Genomic DNA, 21,491 nt, shown 5'->3' on the forward strand with positions numbered 1-21,491 from the left:
GGTGACTCCTTCTGTCGTTGTTCTCAACCCTAGGCGAGCGCTGCACCCGTTCCGGGTCATGTTCGCCGCAGGCGGAGGCATGCGAAAGGGCCGGGCTGGAGCCCGGCCCTCTCGCTGGTGATCAGTCCTCGGCGCGTTCCGCGGCGAGCTGCTCCTCGTTGTCGCGCACGGCAGCGTCGACGTCGTCCTCGCTGACCTCGTCCGACTCGGCCGGGGGCAGGAAGTCGGTCAGGTCGACCGTCTCGCCCTTGTCGTCGACGACCGTGACGCGGCTGAGCAGCGTCGAGAGCGTCTTGCCGCGGAGGATGTCGCCGAGCAGCACCGGCAGCTGGCCGTTCTGCTCCAGCGCCTGCACGAGCTCCTGCGGGCCCATGCCGTACTGCGCGGCCTGCTGCACGATGATCTGCGTCAGCTCCTGCTGCGTGACCTGGAGGTTCTCCTCCTCCGCGAAGCGGTCGAAGAGCATCTGCTGCTTGAGCAGCTTGCGCGTCTCCTGGCGCACCTCTTCGCCGTGCTCGGCGTCCTCGGCGCGGTTCTCGGCCGCGAGGTGGCGAGTCACCTCGTCCTCGACGACGGCCTCGGGCACCTCGATCTCGACGGCCTCGATGAGCTCGTCCTGCAGCAGCTGGCGAGCCTGCTCAGCCTGGGCGAGGCGGCCGGAGCGGCCGGCCTGCTCGGCGAGGTCCGCCTTGAGCTCGTCGATGGTGTCGAACTGGCTCGCCATCTGGGCGAAGTCGTCGTCTGCCTCGGGCAGCTCGCGCTCCTTGACGGCCTGGACGGTCACGCTGACCTCGGCGTCCTTGCCCGCGTGGTCGCCGCCGACGAGCGTCGACGTGAAGGTGGTCTCCTCGCCGGCGGTGAGCGACTCGATGGCCTCGTCGACGCCGTCGATGAGCTCGCCGGAGCCGACCTCGTAGGAGATGCCGCTCGCGGTGTCGACGGTCTCGCCGTCGATCGTCGCGATCAGGTCGAGCTGCACGAAGTCGCCGTTGGCCGCCGGGCGGTCGACGGTCACGAGCGTGCCGAAGCGGCCGCGCAGCTCGTCGAGCTCCTTCTGCACTGCGGCGTCGTCGATCTCGATCGCGTCGACCGTGAGGGTGCGGCCGTCGACCTCGGGCAGGTCGAAGTCGGGGCGGACGTCGACCTCGATCTCGAGCACGAGATCGCCGGAGAAGTCTTTGACCTCGGGCCACGCGGTGACGTCAGCCTGCGGGCGGCCCATCGGGCGCACGCCGGCCTCGGCGACGCCCTGGCGGTAGAACTCGTCGATCGACTCGGAGACGGCCTGGTTGAGCACCTCCGCGCGTCCGACACGCTGATCGATGATCGCCGAAGGCACCTTGCCCTTGCGGAAGCCGGGGACGCTGATCTGCTCGGCGACGGTCTTGTACGCCTGGTCGATCGCGGGGCGCAGCTCAGCGGGCTCGACCGCGATGGTGAGCTTGGCGCGCGTGTTCTCGATCTTCTCGACCGTGGTCTTCACGAGGTGGTCTCCTGGGGGTTCGTCGGATGTGCCGGCCGTGCCGACCTGGGGCGCGCGAGCGCGCAGGATCCACCGCAGAAGGGCGGACCGCCGCCCGAGTCTACCGGCCGCGCGCCTGTGAGCCGCAATCCGTTCGTTCACCGGTGACGAACCCACTGCATGACCGCCCTTCTGCACGTCGCGCCGCTCCCTCAGGTGCGGCCTGCAATACTCGTGCGCGTGGCGAACAGCTTGGAGCAGTGCTTGGTGCGTGCCGCCGTGGGCGACCAGCGTGCCTTCGCCGAGCTCTACGACGCCGCGGCTCCCCGCGTCTTCGGCCTGGTGCTGCGCATCCTGGTCGATCGGGCACAGGCCGAGGAGGTCGTGCAGGAGGTCTTCCTCGAGGCGTGGCGGCGCGCTCAGCGCTTCGACCCGGAGCGTGGGGCCGCGATCAGCTGGCTGCTGCAGATCGCTCATGCGCGAGCCGTCGACCGGGTGCGCGCCTCGCAGTCGCAGCGCGACCGCGATGCGCGCATCGGAGTGCGAGACACGAATGTGCCCGTCGACGAGGTCGCCGAGCGCGTCGAGACCTCCATGGAATCGGCGCGAGCGAAGCGGGCGCTCGCCGAGCTGAGCCCGGCGCAGCGCGAGGCGATCGAGCTCGCCTACTTCGGCGGGCTGACGCAGACCGAGATCGCCGAGCGCATCGGTGCGCCGCTGGGCACGGTGAAGACGAGGATGCGTGACGGCATGCGCCGATTGCGCGAGATCCTAGGAGTGACGACATGAGCGGGGGTGACGAGATGAACGGTGGTGACGCGATGCGCGAGCGCAAGTCGATCGACGAGCTCGCCGCCGCCTATGCGCTCGACGCGCTCTCCCCCGATGAGCGTGTCCGATTCGAAGCGGAGGCATCGCCCGCTGCCCGCCGTGAGGCGGAGGAGCTCGCAGACATCGCGACGCTGCTCGCGACCGATGCCGTCGCTCCCCCGGTCAGCATGCGCGCCGGCCTGCTCGCGGCGATCGCCGCGGAGCCGCAGGAGGTGGCCGAGCCCGCCGACGCCCAGTCCGATGAGGCGCAGCCCGACAACACAGAGCTGGCCGCGCAGCGGACGGCCGCGCTCGCCGCCGACGCGCCCTCGACCGAGGTGACCGGTGCGGAAGCGCTGGCGGCCGAGCCGCAGGACGCCGAGGCGCGCGCGGCCGGTGCGCCGCGGCACGCTGACAGCGCACGCGGCCCCGGACCCGCGGAACGACGGGCTCGTGCGCGGTGGCGCCCCATGCAACTGCTCGGTGCCGTCGCGGCAGGCGCGGCGATCCTGACTGGTGGCATCGCCATTGGCACGCAGCTCGGTGCCGACTCCCAGCAGCAGACGCTCGGCGCCATCGTGGCCGCCGGCGATGCGCAGCGCAGCGAGGTCGAGCTCGAGGGCGGCGCGACGGCGACCGCCATCTGGTCGACGGAGCTTGGCCAGTCGGTGCTGCTGTTCGAGGGCCTCGATCCGGCGCCGGCAGGCCGCAACTACCAGGCCTGGTACATCGACGGCGCCGGACCGCGCAGTGCCGGCGTCTTCCAGACCGCTGGCGGCAGCACGGCCGTGCTGCTCGAGGGGCAGCTGGCCGCGGGCGATGCCGTTGGCGTGACCGTCGAGCCCGAGGGCGGATCCGAGGCCCCCACGACCGACCCCATCCTCGTCGTCCAGACGTGACGCATCCCGGCCCCTCGGCGTCGCCGGTGCCGGTGACCTGACAGGATCGGACGGTGTCTGATCTCGCGAGCGCCGCTCGCTCCTCGCGCCTCGGTCCCGTCGCGATCGTCGTCGCCGCCGTCGCGCTCATCATCACCTGGAGCTCCGGCTTCGTCGGTGCGGAGCTGGCGACGCGCGCGAACGGCGAGCCTGTCACCGTGCTCGCCTGGCGCTTCGTCGTGCTCTCGTCGATCCTGCTCGTCGCGATGCTCGTCATGCGGCGCCGCTGGCCGCGATGGCAGAGCTGGGCGCGCCAGGGCGGTGTCGCCCTGCTGAGCCAGTTCGGCTACCTGCTGATGATCTTCGAGGGCGTGCGCTTCGGCGTCGATGGCGGCACAGCCGCCCTGATCGCGGCGCTGCAGCCGATGCTCGTCGCCACGGTCGCCGGTCGCTTCCTCGGTGAGCGCGCGAACGCGTGGATGTGGGTGGGCATGCTGGTCGGATTCGGCGGGGTCGCGCTCGTGGTGTCGGGGCAGCTCGGCCACACCGGGGCGCCGATCTGGGCGTATGCGCTGCCGGTCATCGGCGTGCTGTGCCTCGGCAGCGGCACCGTGCTGCAGCGGCGCTGGCACTCGCACGACGACCTGCTGCAGACCCTCATGATGCACTCGGTCGTGGCGGGGGCTGCCTTCATGCTGGTCGCGGCTGTGCGAGGTCAGGCGGCGATGCCCGCGACGGCCGAGCTCTGGCTCGCGATCCTGTGGCTCGTGGGGATCTCGAGCCTCGGCGGCTACATGCTGTACGTGACGGTCACGCGCTCGCACGGCGCGACCTTCGTCAGCACGCTGCTCTACCTCACTCCCCCGACCACGATGCTCTGGGTCTGGCTGATGTTTGGCGTGCCCGTGTCGCTCCTGGGCCTGCTCGGCATGGCGGTCGCGGCCGTCGGCGTCGCGGTCGTGCTCACTGCGCAGCGCTGGGCCACGCACGCTACCGTCGAGCGACGTACCAGCAGACGCGCGAGCGAGGAGGCAGCATGACGCCGCAGCCGCCCGAGCCGCATGAGCAGCATGACGACTCGGCACCCGCGCCGGGGGCCGCCGCCGAGCGCCGCGAGGACACCTCGGTCGGCGGCGTGCAACTCACCCGCTGGTCGTCGTGGGTCGGTCGCTGGATCGCGAAGCTCGGCCACCGCCTCGGCGACTGGCTGGGGCCCTATGCAGCGCTCGTCATCACGCTCGCGATCGGCGCAGCCATCACGTCGGCGCTCACCTACCTCGCCGCTGCCGTCTACGAGGCGGTGACGGATGAGGACGGCGTGGCAGGCATCGACCGCCCCGTGCTCGACGCGATCCTCACCATCCGGGAACCGGGGGCGGATGCGTTCATCACCGGCTTCACGGATCTCGCGGGCACCATCGGCATGCCGCTCATCGCGGTGTCGGCGCTGCTGATCCTGAGCATCCGGCGCCGTTCGTGGACGCCGGCCGTGCTCGTCGTTGCCACGGGCATCGGCTCGCTGCTCATGACCGTCGCCGGCAAGTCGCTCATCGGCCGCGACCGGCCGCCGATCGCCGACGCCGTGCCGCCGTACGAGATCTCGGCGTCGTTCCCGAGCGGCCACACGCTGAACGCGGTGGCGCTGCTCGGCGTCATTGCCTACCTGCTGATCCTGCGTCGCGAGAGCGCGCTCGCACGCGCGGGGATCGTCCTAGTCGCCGTCGCCGCGACCATCCTGGTCGCCGCGAGCCGCGTCTACCTCGGCCACCACTGGGTGACCGACGTGGTCGCCGGGTGGCTGCTGGGTGCCGCGTGGCTGGCGCTCGTGATCACGGCGCATCGCATCTATCTCACCGTGCGGGTGCGACGCCAAGCGCGGGCCGCCGCCTGAGCCAGCCGCGGCACCGGTCGGGGCGACAGGATTCGAACCTGCGACCTCCCGCCCCCAAAGCGGGCGCTCTAGCCAAGCTGAGCTACGCCCCGTAGGGATCGCTCCCGTACGACAGGCGAGTCTATCCGCGTTCGCGGACCCCTTCCGCACTCGGCGACCCGGTGCACCGGGTCCGATTCGGCGGAAGAGGTCCGCAAGGTCCGGGAGGCCTACAGGGAGCGAGCGGATGCTCGTCGACGCGCCTGTGCGGCGGGGCTCACACCGCTGCGCGGCACAGCGTTGCTCGCCCGGCGGCCGAAACTGAACACGTTCAGGTATCATCGGGCCGTGAGCGAATCCCCGGTGACGTTTCGGCTGTCTGGTCCAAAGCCCGAGACGAAGGGCGCGCGCACCGCTACGCGCATCCGCGAGGTCGCACAGACCGCCCTCCGCGAGGACGGCTGGCACGCGACGACCATGCGCGGGATCGCCCAGCGCGCCGGTGTCTCCCCCGGCACGATCTACCTGTCGCTGCCCTCGAAAGAGCACGTGCTGCTCGACCTCTACGACGACACGGTCGCGCGGATCGACGCTCGCGCTCGCATGGCGCTCGATGGCGTGCGGCCCTTCGCCGACCGCATGACGATCGTGCTCGGCGCCGCGCTCGAGGAGATCGCGCCCTTCCACCGCGTGGCCGCCGAGGCGATTGGGCACGCGATCAGCCTCGACTCCCCTGTCAGCCCCTTCGGCGAGCAGTCGTCGCAACCCCGCGCCGCAATGATCACGCTCTTTCGAGACGTCGTCGACGCATCCGACCTGCGCGCCGACCGGCAACTCGTCGACGAGCTCCCCGAGCTGCTCTGGGGACTGCTGATCGCGGGAATGCTCGCCTGGAGCTCGGATCGCAGCCGCGGCCAGCGGCGCACCCGGGCGCTCGTCGCACAGGCCGTGCCGATGCTTGATCGGATGCTCCGCGTCTCTGCTGTGCCACTGCTGCGATCGCAGGTTCGCGACGTGGTCGCCCTCGCGGCCGCCGTCAAGGAACTTCCGCGTGACGATGCGTGAGCGCTACGGGTGGCGCGACCCGGCAGCACACGAGTGGACGGCAGGCGACATCGCTTTCGGATGGCTGGTGGGCGCCGGCGTTCTGCTGGCGGGGTCCCTCGTGGTCGGGGTGGTGATGGCCGGCTCGGCCGCCGTCATCGTCATGCTCTTCGGAGCGATCATCGGCCTGCCCACGCTCACGGTCTACGGCATCCCCGTCGCCATCGCGGCGGCCTCTGCGCTGCGCCGCGTCCGGAACGAATTCGTGCACGTGATCGTATTCGCATTGCTCGGAGCGCTCGGCGGGGCGCTCGCGGGGCTCGCGTCGGCGGAGCCAGTCGGGTCGGGGTGGGCGATCGTGACGCCCATGATCGTCGTCGGCGCCGTCACCGCGGTGCTCGCTCGCGCGCTCGCGCACGACAGAGCCATGCGCACCCGCGGCGCATGACCGAGCGGCGCCGTCGCGCTACAGCGTCCGCTCGCGGATCATCCTGGTGAGTTCGCGGCCCGAATCCTTCACCGTGCGCTCCTGCGTGTCGTAGTCGACCCGCACGATCCCGAACCGCTTGTGGTAGCCCCAGGCCCACTCGTAGTTGTCGAGCAGCGACCAGTACATGTAGCCCTTGACCGGCACCCCTGCGTCGATCGCGTCGAGCACGGCACCGACGTGCGAGCGCAGGAAGTCGACCCGCTCGGTGTCGTGGATGCGCGCCTCGCCCGTGGCCGCATCCGTCGTCACCTCGTCGTCGAAGGCCGCGCCGTTCTCGGTCACCCACAGCTCGATGCCCTTGGGCCCGGTGTACTGCTCGTGGAGACGCTGCAGCAGCGCCGTGAGGCCGGAAGGATTGACCTCCCATCCCATCGACGTCGTCGGCACATCGCGCGGATGCACGTGCACGCCCTCGGCGGCCGGATACGGGCTCGCGATGGCGCGGTCGGTCGGCGCGTCGTTGACGACGGGCACCGCTGGCACCTCGTACGAGACGACGTCGTCGTGGTAGTAGTTCACGCCCAGCACGTCGATGGGCGCGGCGATGATCTCCAGGTCGCCCGGCTGCACCACGGCGTCGAGGCCGAGGTGGTCGACGTCGGCGAGCAGCGACTCCGGGTAGGCGCCGAGCGTGATGGGCTCGATGAAGAAGCGGTTGTACTGGTCGTCGAGGCGGCGGGCGGCATCACGGTCGGATGCGCTGGCCGCGTCGAGCGGCTCGGCAGGCTGGAAGTTGAGGGTGATGCCGAGGCGCTCGGCACCGGCATCCCGCAGCGCCGTGACCGCCATGCCGTGCGCGAGCAGCAGGTGATGCGCCGCTTGGAGCCCCGCTTCGATGCTCTGCCTGCCGGGCGCGTGGGCGCCCGCGGTGTAGGAGAGGAACGACGAGCACCACGGCTCGTTCATGGTCGTCCAGTTCGTGACCCGGTCGCCGAGCGTCTCGTGCACCGTGAGCGCGTAGTCCACGAAGCGGTGCGCCGTGTCGCGGTTCGTCCAACCGCCATCGTCCTCCAGCACCTGCGGCAGATCCCAGTGGTAGAGGGTCAGCCACGGCAGGATGTCGGCGTCGAGCAGCTCGTCCACGAGCCGCGAGTAGAAGTCGAGGCCCTTCGGGTTCGGCGCGCCGCCGTCGGGCCGCACGCGCGCCCAGCTCGTCGAGAACCGGTAGGTCTGCAGACCGAGATCGCGCATGAGCGCGACGTCCGCGGGCATCCGATGGTAGTGATCGCACGCCACATCGCCGTTGTGCGCGTCGATGACGGCGCCCGGCACGCGCGCGAAGGTGTCCCAGATGCTGGGGCGCCGGCCGTCCTCGGCCGCGGCGCCCTCGATCTGGTAGGCAGCGGTCGCGCCGCCGAGGATGAGGTCAGAAGGGATGCTGCGTTGCACGCCACGAGCGTATCCCGCCGGAGCGTGCCCGCGGATGCGGTAAGTTCTTGGAGTCCCACCGCACGTGTGCGCGGGGCGCGCGGGCGTAGCTCAATGGTAGAGCCTCAGTCTTCCAAACTGATTACGCGGGTTCGATTCCCGTCGCCCGCTCCACTCCCTCTCCGCCCGCACCCTCTCCGCCCGCACCGCTCGCTCGGCTCGCGTCCGCTCGCGGGCACCGGTTCTCCACAGGCCGTTCACGATCGGGCCGACCGACCGCATCCATGTCAGTGGCCGGGTGTTCACTGCAGGCATGGACGAAGCAGTCATCGACGCGGAGAGCTACATCGCAGCCATCCGCGCTGGTGCGATCGATCCGTTCGGCGCATCGGCTGACGAGCTCAGCGCCGCGCTCGACGACGCGCTCCGTGCCGAGAGCGAGCTGATGGCCTCGTTGACCGATGCGGAGGTCGAAGCTTGCTTCCGCGCCGGCACCAGCCCATCGCCGACTCCGGTGCCCGAGTCGCCCGTGCTGCAGCGGCTGCGACTCGACGCCGAGTTCACCGGCAGGCTGAAGTCCCTTGCGCAGCAGACCGCGCGCATCGAGGGCGAGCGCCGCGCGCTCATGGCTGCGCACATGCAGCGAGCCCTCGACGAGCAGAACGCGTCGACGGCGGTGCGCGAGTTGGCCTCCATCGCTGCGGTCGAGCTGCGGCAGAGCCCGCGCGGCGTCGAGCGAGGCATGACCGACGCATGGCGTCTCGTGCGGGAGCTGCCGCTCGTGCATGAGGCCGCCAAGGCCGGCCGGATCGCCTCGGGTCACCTGCGGGTGATCGAGCAGGAGACGCGAGCCCTCCGCTCGGACGACACGGTCGACGCCGACCAGCTCCGCGCCGTCGAGTCCGAGCTCGTCGACATCGCCGAGACGACGACACCGGGCACCCTGGCCCGGCGGGCGAAGCGCATCGTGGATCGAGCGCTCCCGACACCGTTGCAGCAGCGCCACGAGGTCGCCAACGAGCAGCGCAAGATCGAGGTGTTCGACGCCGGCGACGGTATGAGCGACATCATCGGTCGCGTGCCCGCTGTGCTGGCGGCGGGCATCATGGATCGCTGCACCCAGGCCGCTCGCGGCAAGGCCAAGGACGACCCCCGCACCTTCGACCAGGTCCGCGCTGATGCCTTCTGCGAGCTGCTGCTGGGCGGTGTGGTGCCGGAAGGCCTGCACGGCACCGCGATGCTGACCGCACATGTATCGGTCATGGTGCCCGCGATGGAGCTCCTGCACGCCGAGGGAACGCCCGAGCTCGGCTTCCCCGCCTCGCTCGACGGCAAGACACTCGTCGATCGCGACACCGCGCGCCGTCTGGCCGGCGGCGAGCGCGTGTGGGAGCGCCTCTTCACCGACCCGGTCACCGGCGTCGCCGTGACCGTCGACACCTACCGCCCCAGCGCCGAGCAGCGGCGCTGGCTGCAGGCGCGCGACGGCGGATGCCGTGCCCCCAACTGCGGATGTCGTGGCACGATCGGCGACCTCGACCACACCCTCGACTGGGCCAAGGGCGGCACGACGTCCATCGACAATCTCGCGGTGCTCTGCCGACGCGATCACACGCTCAAGCACTCCTCGCGATGGTCGATGCGACAGCTCGACCACGGCGTCATCGAGTGGACGACGCCGCTCGGCGACGTCGTCACCACCGTGCCAGAGCCCGTCGGGCCCACCTTCGCCGATCCCGATCCACCGCCCGGCGACGGTCCGCCCAGTGACGGTCCGCCCGCGAACCCGCCGCGCGCCGAGGCGTGGGGTGCGGCCGAGCTCGGCCCCGCCGGCACAGCACCGCCCGGCCTGCCCTTCTGATCGTCACAGCCGCGGGCGATAGCGTGCATGCCGTGTCCAGGCTCGTCTCTCGTCAACGCTCACGCGGCTCCAGCCGGCTCGGCGCCGCCCTCGTGGCGGCGGTCGCGCTGTCGCTCGCCGCGTGCGTCGCGATGCCGCCGACGACCCCCGAGGATCCGGCGATCCCCGCCAGCCCGACACCGGTGTTCACCGACCTCGCTCCCCCGCCGACGACCAACGGACCGTCAGATCCGCCCGTACCCACGACGGAGCCCGGCGAACTCGCCTACGGCGACACCGCGACCATTCACACCGAGCGCGGCTCCACGTGGGAGGTCACCGTGCTCGGCTCGACCGATCCCGCTGACAGCCTCGCGGCCCAGACGGGCTCCGTGCCGCGAGCGGGCGAGCGCTTCGTGATCATGGATCTCGAGATCGCGAACGTCGGCGTCATCACCACGCATCCGATGCACGACATGACCTTCGGCTACCAGCCCGACGGCGGGCCGATCGCCGACCAGAACTCGGCATCGATTGCGGCGGCGCCGAACGACCTGGGCTACATCTGGGAGTTCGCGCCCGGCGACCGCGAGGTCGTGCAGGTGATCGTCTCGGTTCGGGAGGATGCGGCCAGCACCGGCTCGTGGATCATCAGCCCCACGCAGAGCACGCAGGACGGCTCGCGGCTGTACCGCTGGCGCTGAGGCGCGACCGGTCTCGACCCGCCGGTCGAGGAGGTGACGGGCGCAGCCCGGCACCGTCACGAGACCACCGGCGAGCGACCGCCCGGTCTCGTGACGCGCGCGGCTGCGCCGCGCGCTCCTCGACCTACGGAACACACCACCGGTCTCGTGACGCGCGCGGCTGCGCCGCACGCTCCTCGACCTACGAGTGGGCTACAGCTGGCAGCCGGGGCACCAGTAGAGCTTGCGGCCCTGCATGGTCTCGAGCGCGATCGGGGTGCCGCACCGGCGGCACGGAAGTCCCTCGCGCTTGTAGACCCAGTGCCGGTCGGCGCGGTTCGCGAGCGCCGCCTCCCGCTTGACGCCTCGCAGCCCATCGATCGTGAGCATCTGCCCGGTCTCGACGCCGATGCGCAGCAGCTTCACCCAGTCGCGCCAGAGTCCACGCAGTTCATCGTCCGTCAGCTGGCTGCCGGGCCGGTGCGGATCGATCCGCCCGCGGAACAGCAGCTCCGCCCGGTAGACATTGCCGATCCCGGCGACGACCGACTGATCCATGAGCAGCTGCCCGATCGACTGGTTCGACCGAGAGGCGCGCGCAACGAAGCGATCCTCGGCCTGCGCCCGCGTCTCGGTGAGCGCCTGCGGATCCGGCCCGAGCCTCGCGGCGAGCGCATGCACCTGCGCGTCGTCGAGCACCTCGCACACCGTCGGGCCGCGCAGGTCGGCGACCGCCATGGAGGTGAGGATGCGCACCCGGACCTGACCGACGGGCTCCGGCGGGAAGTCCACGGCCTCGCTCACGCGCTCCTGCTCCCCCGCCCGTAGCCGCGCGAGCCGCGGCGCGCCGATGGAGGCGATCGAGTCCTCGTGCTCGCCGTCGACGCCGGCACCGGTACCGGCACCGACACCGACACCGCGCATGCCTGTCTGGCCCATGCGGGCAGCCCCGACAGCAGCCCTCGACGCGAGGATCGTGGGGTCGACCGAGATCGCACCCGCGAAGTCCCACGCGCCGTAGATGCCCAGGTGCACGTGCAGCACGCGCTCCGGGTCGGCGGGCGTGCCGTCGAACCCCAGCAGCAGGTGCTTGCCGATCGCCTGCGACGACGTCATCGCTCGCCCGTCGAGCTCTGCCGCTCCCACCTCGAACCGCCCCTGCGGGCTCGACACCGCTGCCGTGCTGCCGACGAAGTTCGCGCCGAACTGGCGTGCGATGCGATGGACGGAATGCCCCTCAGGCATCAGACTCCTCAGGCATGGACCCCTCAGGCATCAGACGATCTCGTGGCCGGCGATGGCGCCCGTCGTCTCGTACTCCCCGAGCTGCGCGATGCGGCGCGCGTGGCGCTCCGCTCCCGAGAACGGTGTCGCGATGAAGGCGTCGATGATCTCGAGCATCTCCGGCTCGCTGTGCTGCCGAGCGCCGACCGCGACGACGTTCGCGTCGTTGTGCTCCCTGGCGAGCTGCGCGGTCGCGAGGCTCCACGCGAGCGCCGCGCGGGCCCCCTCGACCTTGTTCGCCGCCATCTGCTCGCCGTTGCCCGAGCCGCCGAAGACGACAGCCAGTGCGTCGACGCCTGCGCGCTGGTCCGCGACCACGGCACGCGCCGCGTTGATGCAGAACGCCGGGTAGTCGTCCTCGGCGTCGTAGGCAGTGGGGCCGTGATCGACGACCTCGTGCCCGTTGCCGGCGAGATGCTCGACGAGCCGCTTCGACATCTCGAAGCCTGCGTGGTCAGTCGCGACGTGGATGCGCATCAGACCGCAGCCGCATCCGTGACGGACGCCGCCGGCGTGAACTGCGGCTTACGCGTGCGCGTGCGCTTCAGCTCGAAGAAGCCGTCGATCGACGCGGCCGCCACGATGCCGTCGAACAGCTGCAGCGCGGCCGCGCCGGTCGGCGCCGGCGTGACGACCGGGCCGAAGAACGCGACGTCGTCGACGGCGATGACGGGCGTGCCGACCTCGTCGCCGACCAGGTCGATCGCAGTGCTGTGCGTTTCGCGCAGCGTCGCATCGTGGGCGTCGGTCTCCTCCACCAGCGCGGCGTCGAGCCCCGCCTCGGCGAGCGACTCGGCGATGATCGCATCGTCGTCCTTGCGGCCCTGGTGGTGGATGCGCTCACCGAGCGCGTCGTAGAGCGGCTTCACGACCGCGTCACCGCCGACGGCGCGCGCCGCGGTCACGAGGCGCGTCATCCGCATCGACCTCGGCATCAGCGACTCGTAGTTCGCCGACAGCTCACGCCCCTCGTTGAGGACGGCCAGGCTCATCACCTGCCAGTCGACGTCGAAGGCCCGCTCCTCGGCGACCTCGCCCAGCCAGCGGGAGGTCATCCACGCCCACGGGCACACCGGGTCGAACCACATCCGCACGCGCTGCGGATCCTGCTGCTGGAGCGTCTCAGTCATGGTTCGATGCTATCGAGCGCTGACTGGACGCCCGGATCGGCGGCACTACGCTGGAGCGACCAGCACACCACTGCCAAAGGAGTCCAGCGTGCCCGGAGAGAACCTCACTCGCGCCGAAGCCCAGGAGCGCGCGTCGCTCGTGCAGGTCGAGAGCTACGACATCGCCCTCGACCTCACCGCCGGCGACGAGGTGTTCCGTTCGACCACGACGGTGCGCTTCACGGCGACGGAGGGCGCGTCGACGTTCATCGACCACATCTCCCGCACCGTGCACTCGGTCGTGCTGAACGGCGCCGAGCTCGACGCAGGCTCCGTCAACAACGGCGTGCGCATCCAGCTCGACGGCCTCCAGGCGACCAACGAGCTGACCGTCGTCTCCGACGCGCTGTACGTGAACACCGGCGAGGGCCTGCACCGCTTCGTCGACCCGGTGGACGGCGAGGTCTACCTCTACTCGCAGTTCGAGGTGCCTGATTCGCGCCGCGTCTTCGCCGTCTTCGAGCAGCCCGACCTCAAGGCGACCTTCGCCTTCACGATCACGGCCCCGGCCGGCTGGCAGGTCGTCTCCAACCAGCCGACGCCGGAGCCGGTCATCACCGGTGACACCGGCACGTGGGCCTTCGAGCCCACCCCGCGCATCTCCAGCTACATCACCGCGCTCGTCGCCGGCCCCTACACGGTCACGCGCTCCGAGCTCACCTCCAGCAGCGGCCGCGTCGTGCCGCTGGGCATCTTCTGCCGCGCCTCGCTTGCCGAGCACATGGACGCCGACTACCTCTTCGACATCACCCGCAAGGGCTTCGCGTTCTTCGAGGAGCAGTTCGACGTCGCCTACCCGTTCGACAAGTACGACCAGCTCTTCGTGCCGGAGTTCAACGCCGGCGCGATGGAGAACGCCGGATGCGTCACCTTCACCGAGTCGTACGTGTTCCGCGCCCAGGTGACCGACGCAATCCGTGAGCGCCGCGTCGTCACTGTGCTGCACGAGCTCGCCCACATGTGGTTCGGCGACCTCGTGACCATGAAGTGGTGGAACGACCTGTGGCTCAACGAGTCGTTCGCGGAGTGGGCGTCGACGCTCGCCACCGCCGAGGCGACCGAGTGGACGGGCGCCTGGACCACCTTCCAGGCGATGGAGAAGACCTGGGCCTACCGGCAGGACCAGCTGCCCTCCACGCACCCGATCGTCGCAGAGATCCGCGACCTCGACGATGTGCAGGTCAACTTCGACGGCATCACGTACGCCAAGGGCGGCTCGGTGCTCAAGCAGCTCGTCGCCTGGGTGGGCATCGAGGCCTTCATGCAGGGCGTCGGCGCGTATTTCCGCAAGCACGCGTGGGGCAACACCGAGCTGACCGACCTGCTCACCGAGCTGGAGGCCGCGAGCGGTCGCGAGCTCGGCGACTGGAGCAAGAAGTGGCTCGAGACCGCAGGCGTGAACACCTTGCGGCCGCGCATCGAGCTCACCGGCGACGGCATCATCTCGGGGTTCGCGATCGAGCAGACCGCACCCGCGGATTGGCCGACGCTGCGCCCGCATCGCCTCGCGGTCGGCTTCTACGAGTTCGAGGACGATGTGCTGCGTCGCACGCACCGCGTCGAGCTCGACATCGACGGCGCTCTCACCGAGGTGCCGCAGCTGCTCGGGCACCTGCGCCCGGCGCTCATCCTGCTCAACGACGACGACCTCGCCTACGCGAAGATCCGCCTCGACGAGCAGTCGATGTCGACCGCGGTCGAGCGCCTGCGCGACATCGAGGACCCGCTCGCCCGCGCGCTCGTGTGGGGCGCGGCCTGGGACGCCACGCGCGACGCGGAGACACCCGCGAGCGACTACATCGAGCTCGTGCTGGCGAACATCGGCACCGAGACCGAATCCACCACCATCCGCCTCGCGCTCGCGCAGCTGATGCAGGCCGCCCGCACCTACGTGCACCCGACCCGCCGCGCCGCCACCATCGAGCGCGTCGGCGACGCGCTCTGGCAGCTCGCCGCAGCGGCCGCGCCCGGCTCCGACGCCCAGTTCCAGTTCGTCGGCGCGTTCGCCGGCATCGCCGCCACCGCCGAGCACGCCCGCATCCTGCAGGGATTGCTCGACGGCTCGAGCGCGCTCGACGGCCTGACCGTCGACAGCGACCTGCGCTGGCAGCTGCTCGACGGCCTGGTGCTGAACGGTGCAGCCGGCGAGGCCGAGATCGCCGCAGAGCTCGCCTCCGACGACACCGCGACCGGCCGTCAGTTCGCCGCCAGTGCCCGCGCCACCATCCCCACGCGGGAGGCGAAGGAGAGCGCGTTCGCCTCGGTCGTCGACCAGGCGGGGGCGTCGAACATGATCGTGCGCTACACCGGCCTCGGACTCCAGCATGTCAACGACCCGGCAGTGCTCGACGACATCGTCGACCGCTACCACGGCGCCATCCAGCAGATCTGGGACTCGCGCACGTACCAGGTGGCGGAGGGGCTGCTCGGCGGCCTCTACCCCGCAGTGGCGGCGAGCGAGACGCTGGCGACCGCGACGCGCGACTGGCTCGCCTCCCACGAGCCGGTGCCGGCGCTGCGCCGCATCATCGTCGAGCACCTCGCGGGGGTCGAGCGCGCCCTCGAGGCACAGCAGCGGGACGCGTGATCGGAGCAGCACGTGCGTGAGAGCGGCCAGAGGGGCCAGAGCGGCCAGATCGCCCAGAGCGAGCAGCTCGGCCAGATCGAGCAGAGCGGCCAGAGCGGCGACGTCGACTGGGAGGCCTTCGCCGAGTGGTGGGCGACCTGGGGCGCGCCGATCGGCGTGCTCCTGACGATCATCGGCGCGTTCATCGCGTACGCGATCGTCCGGGCCGTCATCGGCCGCGTCGTGCACGAGGTCGTCACCGGCGTGAAGCGCAAGGCCAACGCCGCCGACACCGAGGCTCTCTCCAATTCCCCGCTCGCGCAGGTGCGCGTCGTGCAGCGCACGCGCGCCATCGGCAGCGTGCTCAACACGCTGGCCGGCTGGCTCATCGGCGCGTTCGCGCTCATCCTGATCCTGAGCATCCTGGGCGTGAACCCGGCATCGCTCGTGGCGATGGCCGGCTTCCTGGGCGCCGCCGCCGGCATCGGCGCGCAGGGCGTCATCAAGGACTTCCTCAACGGCCTCTTCATGGTGTTCGAAGACCAGGTGGGCATCGGCGACACCGTCGACCTCGGCGCCGCCTCCGGGATCGTCGAGTCGGTCGGCATCCGCGTCACCCAGGTGCGCGACATCAACGGCACGCTCTGGTACGTGCGCAACGGCGAGATCGTGCGGGTCGGCAACGAGTCGCAGGGCTGGGCCCGCGTCGTGATCGACCAGGCGGTGCCCTACACCGCCGACATCGATGCGGTCTCGCAGCGACTCATCGACGTCGCCACCGAGATGAGCGAGGACGTCGACTGGCTCGGCCGCATCATCGACACGCCCGCCGTCTGGGGCATCGAGTCGATCTCCGCCGAGGCGGTGGTCGTGCGGCTGGTCGTCAAGACGCGCGCGAGCGCCAAGTACGAGGCCGCGCGCGAGCTGCGCCGCCGCGTCAAGGACGGGCTCGACGACCTCGGCGTGACGCTGCCCTCGCTGCAGAAGATCGTGGTCAAGGGGCTGGAGGAGCAGCGCTGATGACGACGGATGCGCGCGCCCAGACCCTCTACGACGCCGTCGGCGGCGAGCGGTTCTTCCGTCGCCTCGTGCACGAGTTCTACGACCGCGTGTGGGCGGACGCGGTGCTGCACGCGATGTACCCGGAGCAGGACCGCGCCGGCGCCGAGGATCGCTTCAGCCTGTTCCTCATGCAGTACTGGGGCGGGCCGGGCACCTACAGCGAGCAGCGGGGCCACCCGCGGCTGCGCATGCGGCACCATCCGTTCCCCATCGACCACGATGCCCGCAACCGCTGGGTCGCCTGCATGACCGGCGCGCTCGACGCCGTCGACCCCGCGCCGCTGCATCGCGCCGAGCTCGAGGACTACTTCGACCGCGCCGCGACGGCGATGGTCAACCACAACCCCCTGATCCGCTGACGAGCACGGTCGGACCGCGAGGAGGCACCATGGCCGCGAACGACACCGACGTGATCGTGATCGGCAGCGGCCTCTCGGGCCTCGTCGCCGCCTGCACGGCACTCGATCGCGGCCGCACGGTCACGATCGTCGACCAGGAGGGGCCGCAGTCGATCGGCGGACAGGCATTCTGGTCGTTCGGCGGTCTCTTCCTCGTCGACTCCCCCGAGCAGCGACGGCTCGGCATCGAGGACTCCCTCGAGCTCGCCTGGGAGGACTGGGAGCGCAGCGCGGGCTTCGGCCGCGACGAGGACGCGTGGGCTCGCCGCTGGGCCGATGCCTATCTCGACTTCTCACACCGCGACCTGCGTCCCTGGCTGCGCGAGCTCGGCATCCGGCTGTTCCCGATCGTGGGGCACGCCGAGCGCGGCGCCCGCACCGCCGGCGGCCACGGCAACACCGTGCCGCGATTCCACATCGTCTGGGGCACGGGCCCCGGCATCGTGGCACCGTTCACGCGGCGCTTGCGGGATGCCGTGCGGGACGGCAGCGCACGGCTCGCCTTCCTGCACCGAGTGACGCAGCTGCTCACCGAGGAGGGCCGGGTCGTCGGCGTCACCGGCACGCGGCTCGCCGACGACCTGACAGTGCGCGGCGAGCCCTCCGGTCGCGAGGTCGTCGGCGAGTTCGAGCTGCGCGCGACGAGCGTCGTGGTCGCCACGGGAGGCATCGGCGGCGACCTCGACCGGGTGCGCGCGCTCTGGCCCGCCTCGCTCGGCACCGCCCCGGAGACCGCCGTGCGCGGCGTCCCCGTGCAGGTCGACGGCTCCGGCCTCGACCTCGCCGTCACCGCCGGCGCCCGGGTCGTGGGCAGCGACCGCATGTGGCACTACACCGAGGGCATCAAGCATTGGGATCCGATCTGGCCCGACCACGGGATCCGGATCCTGCCGGGACCCTCGAGCCTCTGGCTCGACCATCGCGGCCGCAGGCTGCCCTCGCCCAACTATCCGGGCTTCGACACCCTGACGACGCTCGCGCAGCGCGTGCTGCCGGGGGCAGCCGCACCCGTGCAGGCGTTCCTCGACCATGGCGAGGACTTCATCGTCGCGCACGCGCTCACCGAGCTGCTCGACGGCATGGAGCGGCTGGGCAGGAGCGGCGACGGCACCACGATCGATCGCGCCGCGGTGGTCGCCGCCATCAACGAGCGCGACGACGCCGTCGCCGACCCCGACTCCCCCGACCCGCAAGCCGTCGAGATCCGCCGAGCCAGGCAGTACGTGGGCGACCGGCTGTTGCGCACCGCGGCACCGCACCGCATCCTCGATGAGGCGCACTGGCCGCTCATCGCCGTGCGGCTCCACACGCGTCGGCGAGGCCGCCGGCTTCGGCGGCGGGGGCGTGCACGGCTACCGGGCGCTCGAGGGCACCTTCCTGGGCGGATGCCTGCACACCGGGCTCCGCGCAGGCCGCGCCGCCTGAGCGTCGCCGCGCAACGCAGCGTGCCCCGCGCAACCCTGAGCGCCCCGCACAACGCAGAGCGCCCCGCTCCTGGAGGGAACGGGGCGCTGCGTGGCTGAGCGTGCTCAGCGGACGAAGTTGCCTCGGTAGTGCTCGTAGACCCAGCCGACCATCATGACGATGACCAGCGCCGCGCCGATCGGCAGCAGGAACGTCGGGCCGGTGAAGGCGAGGAACAGCAGCGCGAGCGCGCCGGCCACGCCGATCGGCCACCAGCTCCACGGCGCGAAGTGCCCCTGCTCGGGGTCGTCGTCCTCGAGGTCGCCGTCGTGCCGGTCGGCCGCGATCTCACCCTGCTGACCGCGATAGACGAGCACCATGTAGAACCCGATGAGCGTGGCGAGCGCGCCGGTGAGGCCGAGCCCCAGCGTCCCGGTCCACTCGACCCAGCCCTCGCTCCCGAGATGCCACACGGTGTACACCGCAGAGCTGAGGTAGAAGAACGCGGCGAGGATCGCCAGGATGATGATGTTCGTGCGCATGTCAGCGGACCTCGCCTGTCTTCGCGTCCTGCACCGGGCGGTCCGGCGCGTCCTTCAGGGGCCCGACGCCCACCTGCATGCCCGCGTTCGGGTGGTGCAGGTCGAATGCGGGCGACTCCGACCGGATGCGCGGGATCGCGTGGAAGTTGTGTCGCGGCGGCGGGCAGCTGGTGGCCCACTCGAGCGAGCGGCCGGTGCCCCAGGGGTCGTCGACCTCCACCTTCGGCGCGGTGCGCGCGGTGACCCACACGTTCCACAGGAACGGAATCATCGACAGGCCCAAGATCATCGCGCCGACCGTCGAGAGCTGGTTCAGCCAGGTGAACCCGTCCTCGGCGAGGTACGTGTAGTAGCGGCGCGGCATGCCGATCACGCCCAGCCAGTGCTGGATGAGGAAGGTGGTGTGGAAGCCGATGAACAGCATCCAGAAGTGCACGTGACCGAGGCGGTCGTTGAGCATCTTGCCGGTCCACTTCGGCCACCAGAAGTAGAAGCCCGAGAACATCGCGAACACGACGGTGCCGAAGACCACGTAGTGGAAGTGCGCCACCACGAAGTAGGTGTCGGAGATTTGGAAGTCGAGCGGCGGCGAGGCGAGGATGACGCCCGTGAGACCACCGAAGGTGAAGGTCACGAGGAATCCGAACGCCCACAGCATCGGCGACTCCCACGAGATGGAGCCGCGCCACATCGTGCCGATCCAGTTGAAGATCTTCACGCCGGTGGGCACCGCGATCAGCATCGTCATGAGCGCGAACCACGGCAGCAGCACCGTGCCGGTGACGTACATGTGGTGCGCCCACACCGTCACGGACAGCGCCGCGATGGCGATGGTGGCGCCGACGAGCGTGTTGTAGCCGAAGATCGGCTTGCGGCTGAAGACCGGGATGACCTCGGAGATGATGCCGAAGAACGGCAACGCGATGATGTACACCTCCGGGTGGCCGAAGAACCAGAAGAGGTGCTGCCAGAGCACCGCTCCGCCGTTCGACGGGTCGTAGATGTGGCCGCCGAAGATGCGGTCGAGCGCCAGGCCGAAGAGCGCGGCCGCGAGCACCGGGAAGACGATGATCACGAGCAGCGACGTGATGAGCGCGTTCCACGTGAAGATCGACATCCGGAACATCGTCATGCCGGGGGCGCGCATGGTGATGATGGTGGTGATGAAGTTGACGCCACCGAGGATGGTGCCGAAGCCGGACAGCGCGAGGCCGAGCACCCAGAGGTTGCCGCCGATGCCGGGCGAGAACGCCGTGGTGCTGAGCGGGGTGTAGGCGAACCAGCCGAAGGAGGCTGCGCCCTGCGGCGTGAGGAAGCCGGCGAGCGCCATCATCGAGCCGAAGGAGAAGAGCCAGAACGCGAGCGCGTTCAGGCGCGGGAACGCGACGTCGGGTGCACCGATCTGCAGCGGCATGAGCACGTTGGCGAAGCCCGCGAACAGCGGCGTCGCGAACATCAGCAGCATGATCGTGCCGTGCATGGTGAAGAGCTGGTTGTACTGCTCCTCGGTCGGCACGATCTCCAGGCCCGGCGCGAACAGCTGGGCGCGGATCAGCAGCGCCATGACGCCGCCGATCAGGAACATCAGGAACGATGCGATCAGGTACATGTACCCGATCGTCTTGTGGTCAGTGGAGGTGATCCAGCTGACCAGGACATTGCCCTTGCGCCCAGCGCTTGGGCTGATCGGCGCCTCGGGGGCGCGCGTGGCCGTGGCCGTCATCAGTTGCCCTCGACTTCCTCGCTAGGGGCCTGCTCGAAGCCAGGCACGACAGGGTTGATCGACGCGTCGATCTCGCCGACGTTGCCGGCGGCCTCGAGGCTCTCGAGGTACGCGTCGTACTCCGCCGGGCTGACCAGCTCGACGTTGAAGAGCATCAGCGAGTGGTACTCGCCGCACAGCTCCGCGCACTTGCCGCGCAGGATTCGCTCCTCGGAACCGGTCTCGAAGTACATGCGGTTCGTGATGCCCGGCAGCATGTCCTTCTTGTAGAGGAACTCGACCACCCAGAACGAGTGCGCGACGTCGCGCGCCTCCAGGGTGATCTCGATGCTCGAGTCGGTCGGCAGGTAGAGCGTCGGCAGCGATTCGGGGTCGATGAGGTTCGACTCCGGGTCGTCCATCGCCTGCAGGCCCTGGTAGTACACCGGGTCCTGTCCCTCGCGCTCGTAGACGAAGTCCCACGCCCAGCGCTTGCCGTAGACCGTGATCGAGTAGTCAGGATCCTCGATGGGCGCCTCGATGATCGCCTGGTCGCGGGCGGTGAAGGCGAAGAACCCGGCCACGAGGATGAGCGGCACGACGGTGAAGAAGGTCTCGAGCGGCATGTGGTACCGCAGCTGCACCGGCAGGCCCGTCTGGCCCTTCCGGCGGCGGTAGGCGATGCCGGCCCAGAGCATCAGGCCCCACGTGAGCAGTCCCACGAGCATCAGGACGATCCAGGAGGTCGCCCACAGGCCCATGATCCGGTCGACGTGGTTCGTCAGGCCCGGCTCCGACGGCAGGTATCCCTGCAGCTGTGCCGGGGTGCATCCTGCGAGAGCGAGCGCCGCGACCACAGCGAGCGGGGCCGCGATCCAACGAGATCGACGAGTGCGCAATGTCTTCCTCCGGCTCTTGT

At 70.4% G+C, this 21,491-nt stretch carries 19 protein-coding genes, 2 tRNA genes and 1 pseudogene; 13 read left to right on the forward strand and 9 right to left on the reverse strand.

The window, feature by feature from the left end; translation table 11 throughout:
• Positions 1-121: 121 nt before the first annotated feature.
• A complete protein-coding gene (gene tig / locus ABG090_RS07735; protein ID WP_347753879.1) occupies positions 122-1,483 on the reverse strand; it encodes a trigger factor in 1,362 nt (453 codons plus the stop codon).
• Between the two features lie 219 nt (positions 1,484-1,702).
• Between tig and sigK the strand changes: the two genes are divergently transcribed.
• From sigK to ABG090_RS07755, 4 genes are read left to right on the forward strand one after another with little or no spacing between them, the layout of a single operon-like run.
• Positions 1,703-2,251, forward strand: a complete 549-nt coding sequence (sigK, locus tag ABG090_RS07740) for an ECF RNA polymerase sigma factor SigK (protein WP_347753880.1) — start codon at positions 1,703-1,705, stop codon at positions 2,249-2,251.
• Positions 2,248-3,171, forward strand: coding sequence for an anti-sigma factor (locus ABG090_RS07745; RefSeq protein ID WP_347753881.1), 924 nt, complete (start codon positions 2,248-2,250; stop codon positions 3,169-3,171). Before sigK ends, ABG090_RS07745 begins: the two co-directional genes overlap by 4 nt.
• Before the next feature lie 53 nt (positions 3,172-3,224).
• Positions 3,225-4,190, forward strand: a complete 966-nt coding sequence (locus ABG090_RS07750; RefSeq protein WP_347753882.1) for a DMT family transporter — start codon at positions 3,225-3,227, stop codon at positions 4,188-4,190.
• Positions 4,187-5,041, forward strand: a complete 855-nt coding sequence (locus ABG090_RS07755) for a phosphatase PAP2 family protein (protein WP_347753883.1) — start codon at positions 4,187-4,189, stop codon at positions 5,039-5,041. The genes ABG090_RS07750 and ABG090_RS07755 overlap by 4 nt, the downstream gene beginning before the upstream one ends.
• 17 nt (positions 5,042-5,058) lie before the next feature.
• On the opposite strand, the gene ABG090_RS07760 is transcribed toward ABG090_RS07755, so the two are convergent.
• Positions 5,059-5,133: transfer RNA gene (locus ABG090_RS07760), tRNA-Pro, on the reverse strand.
• A gap of 235 nt (positions 5,134-5,368) precedes the next feature.
• On the opposite strand from ABG090_RS07760, the gene ABG090_RS07765 reads away from it, so the two are divergent.
• Both ABG090_RS07765 and ABG090_RS07770 read left to right on the forward strand, forming a co-directional pair.
• Entirely contained in the window at positions 5,369-6,085 is a 717-nt protein-coding gene (locus ABG090_RS07765) for a TetR family transcriptional regulator (protein WP_347753884.1), read from the forward strand.
• Positions 6,072-6,512, forward strand: coding sequence for a hypothetical protein (locus ABG090_RS07770; RefSeq protein WP_347753885.1), 441 nt, complete (start codon positions 6,072-6,074; stop codon positions 6,510-6,512). The genes ABG090_RS07765 and ABG090_RS07770 overlap by 14 nt, the downstream gene beginning before the upstream one ends.
• An 18-nt stretch (positions 6,513-6,530) precedes the next feature.
• Here ABG090_RS07770 and ABG090_RS07775 read toward each other — a convergent pair whose 3' ends face one another.
• The gene (locus ABG090_RS07775; protein ID WP_347753887.1) at positions 6,531-7,943 is read right to left on the reverse strand and encodes a GH1 family beta-glucosidase; all 1,413 of its coding nucleotides are present in this window, start codon (positions 7,941-7,943) and stop codon (positions 6,531-6,533) included.
• Between the two features lie 79 nt (positions 7,944-8,022).
• On the opposite strand from ABG090_RS07775, the gene ABG090_RS07780 reads away from it, so the two are divergent.
• The 3 genes from ABG090_RS07780 to ABG090_RS07790 all read left to right on the forward strand — a co-directional run bounded on the left by ABG090_RS07780 (position 8,023) and on the right by ABG090_RS07790 (position 10,466).
• Positions 8,023-8,096 (forward strand) — tRNA-Gly (locus tag ABG090_RS07780).
• Positions 8,097-8,235: 139 nt separating this feature from the next.
• Positions 8,236-9,783 carry a DUF222 domain-containing protein gene (locus tag ABG090_RS07785; protein WP_347753888.1) on the forward strand — a complete coding sequence of 516 codons (1,548 nt, stop codon included), beginning with the start codon at positions 8,236-8,238 and terminating at the stop codon, positions 9,781-9,783.
• A 32-nt stretch (positions 9,784-9,815) separates the two neighbouring features.
• Positions 9,816-10,466, forward strand: coding sequence for a hypothetical protein (locus ABG090_RS07790; RefSeq protein WP_347753889.1), 651 nt, complete (start codon positions 9,816-9,818; stop codon positions 10,464-10,466).
• 192 nt (positions 10,467-10,658) lie between these two features.
• On the opposite strand, the gene ABG090_RS07795 is transcribed toward ABG090_RS07790, so the two are convergent.
• The 3 genes from ABG090_RS07795 to ABG090_RS07805 are packed head-to-tail and all read right to left on the reverse strand — an operon-like array spanning position 10,659 to position 12,859.
• On the reverse strand, positions 10,659-11,690 hold the full coding sequence (locus tag ABG090_RS07795) for a DNA-formamidopyrimidine glycosylase family protein (protein WP_347753890.1): 1,032 nt from the start codon (positions 11,688-11,690) through the stop codon (positions 10,659-10,661).
• Between the two features lie 30 nt (positions 11,691-11,720).
• Positions 11,721-12,206 (reverse strand): ribose-5-phosphate isomerase, encoded by a 486-nt coding sequence (locus ABG090_RS07800; protein WP_347753892.1) that lies wholly within the window; start codon positions 12,204-12,206, stop codon positions 11,721-11,723.
• A complete protein-coding gene (locus ABG090_RS07805; protein ID WP_347753893.1) occupies positions 12,206-12,859 on the reverse strand; it encodes a DsbA family protein in 654 nt (217 codons plus the stop codon). The genes ABG090_RS07800 and ABG090_RS07805 overlap by 1 nt, the downstream gene beginning before the upstream one ends.
• 88 nt (positions 12,860-12,947) lie before the next feature.
• Between ABG090_RS07805 and pepN the strand changes: the two genes are divergently transcribed.
• From pepN to ABG090_RS07825, 4 genes and pseudogenes are all read left to right on the forward strand, one after another.
• Complete coding sequence (gene pepN / locus ABG090_RS07810; protein ID WP_347753894.1) at positions 12,948-15,485, forward strand: aminopeptidase N; 2,538 nt, start codon at positions 12,948-12,950, stop codon at positions 15,483-15,485.
• Between the two features lie 12 nt (positions 15,486-15,497).
• On the forward strand, positions 15,498-16,484 hold the full coding sequence (locus ABG090_RS07815) for a mechanosensitive ion channel domain-containing protein (RefSeq protein WP_347753895.1): 987 nt from the start codon (positions 15,498-15,500) through the stop codon (positions 16,482-16,484).
• Positions 16,484-16,885: a globin gene (locus ABG090_RS07820; protein WP_347753896.1), complete on the forward strand. Its 402-nt coding sequence runs from the start codon at positions 16,484-16,486 to the stop codon at positions 16,883-16,885. The genes ABG090_RS07815 and ABG090_RS07820 overlap by 1 nt, the downstream gene beginning before the upstream one ends.
• A 29-nt stretch (positions 16,886-16,914) precedes the next feature.
• Positions 16,915-18,349 (forward strand): annotated as a pseudogene (locus ABG090_RS07825) (FAD-binding dehydrogenase).
• 104 nt (positions 18,350-18,453) lie between these two features.
• Here the strand turns inward: ABG090_RS07825 and ABG090_RS07830 are convergent.
• The 3 genes from ABG090_RS07830 to ABG090_RS07840 are packed head-to-tail and all read right to left on the reverse strand — an operon-like array spanning position 18,454 to position 21,471.
• On the reverse strand, positions 18,454-18,870 hold the full coding sequence (locus ABG090_RS07830; protein ID WP_347753898.1) for a cytochrome c oxidase subunit 4: 417 nt from the start codon (positions 18,868-18,870) through the stop codon (positions 18,454-18,456).
• A gap of 1 nt (position 18,871) precedes the next feature.
• Positions 18,872-20,593, reverse strand: a complete 1,722-nt coding sequence (gene ctaD, locus ABG090_RS07835) for a cytochrome c oxidase subunit I (RefSeq protein ID WP_347753899.1) — start codon at positions 20,591-20,593, stop codon at positions 18,872-18,874.
• A complete protein-coding gene (locus tag ABG090_RS07840) occupies positions 20,593-21,471 on the reverse strand; it encodes a cytochrome C oxidase subunit II (RefSeq protein WP_347753900.1) in 879 nt (292 codons plus the stop codon). Before ABG090_RS07840 ends, ctaD begins: the two co-directional genes overlap by 1 nt.
• Positions 21,472-21,491: the final 20 nt, after the last annotated feature.

The sequence above is a fragment of the Agrococcus sp. ProA11 genome (assembly GCF_039880525.1).
In the GTDB taxonomy this organism is placed as follows: Bacteria; Actinomycetota; Actinomycetes; order Actinomycetales; family Microbacteriaceae; genus Agrococcus; species Agrococcus chionoecetis.

Bases quoted from the DNA above. Each gene is read 5' to 3' on its own strand.
- ABG090_RS07745 (WP_347753881.1), top strand. From the start codon at position 2,248: ATGAGCGGGGGTGACGAGATGAACGGTGGTGACGCGATGCGCGAGCGC.
- ABG090_RS07755 (WP_347753883.1), top strand. From the start codon at position 4,187: ATGACGCCGCAGCCGCCCGAGCCGCATGAGCAGCATGACGACTCGGCA.
- ABG090_RS07785 (WP_347753888.1), top strand. From the start codon at position 8,236: ATGGACGAAGCAGTCATCGACGCGGAGAGCTACATCGCAGCCATCCGC.
- ABG090_RS07795 (WP_347753890.1), bottom strand. From the start codon at position 11,690: ATGCCTGAGGGGCATTCCGTCCATCGCATCGCACGCCAGTTCGGCGCG.
- ABG090_RS07800 (WP_347753892.1), bottom strand. From the start codon at position 12,206: ATGCGCATCCACGTCGCGACTGACCACGCAGGCTTCGAGATGTCGAAG.
- ABG090_RS07805 (WP_347753893.1), bottom strand. From the start codon at position 12,859: ATGACTGAGACGCTCCAGCAGCAGGATCCGCAGCGCGTGCGGATGTGG.
- ABG090_RS07820 (WP_347753896.1), top strand. From the start codon at position 16,484: ATGACGACGGATGCGCGCGCCCAGACCCTCTACGACGCCGTCGGCGGC.
- ABG090_RS07830 (WP_347753898.1), bottom strand. From the start codon at position 18,870: ATGCGCACGAACATCATCATCCTGGCGATCCTCGCCGCGTTCTTCTAC.
- ctaD (WP_347753899.1), bottom strand. From the start codon at position 20,593: ATGACGGCCACGGCCACGCGCGCCCCCGAGGCGCCGATCAGCCCAAGC.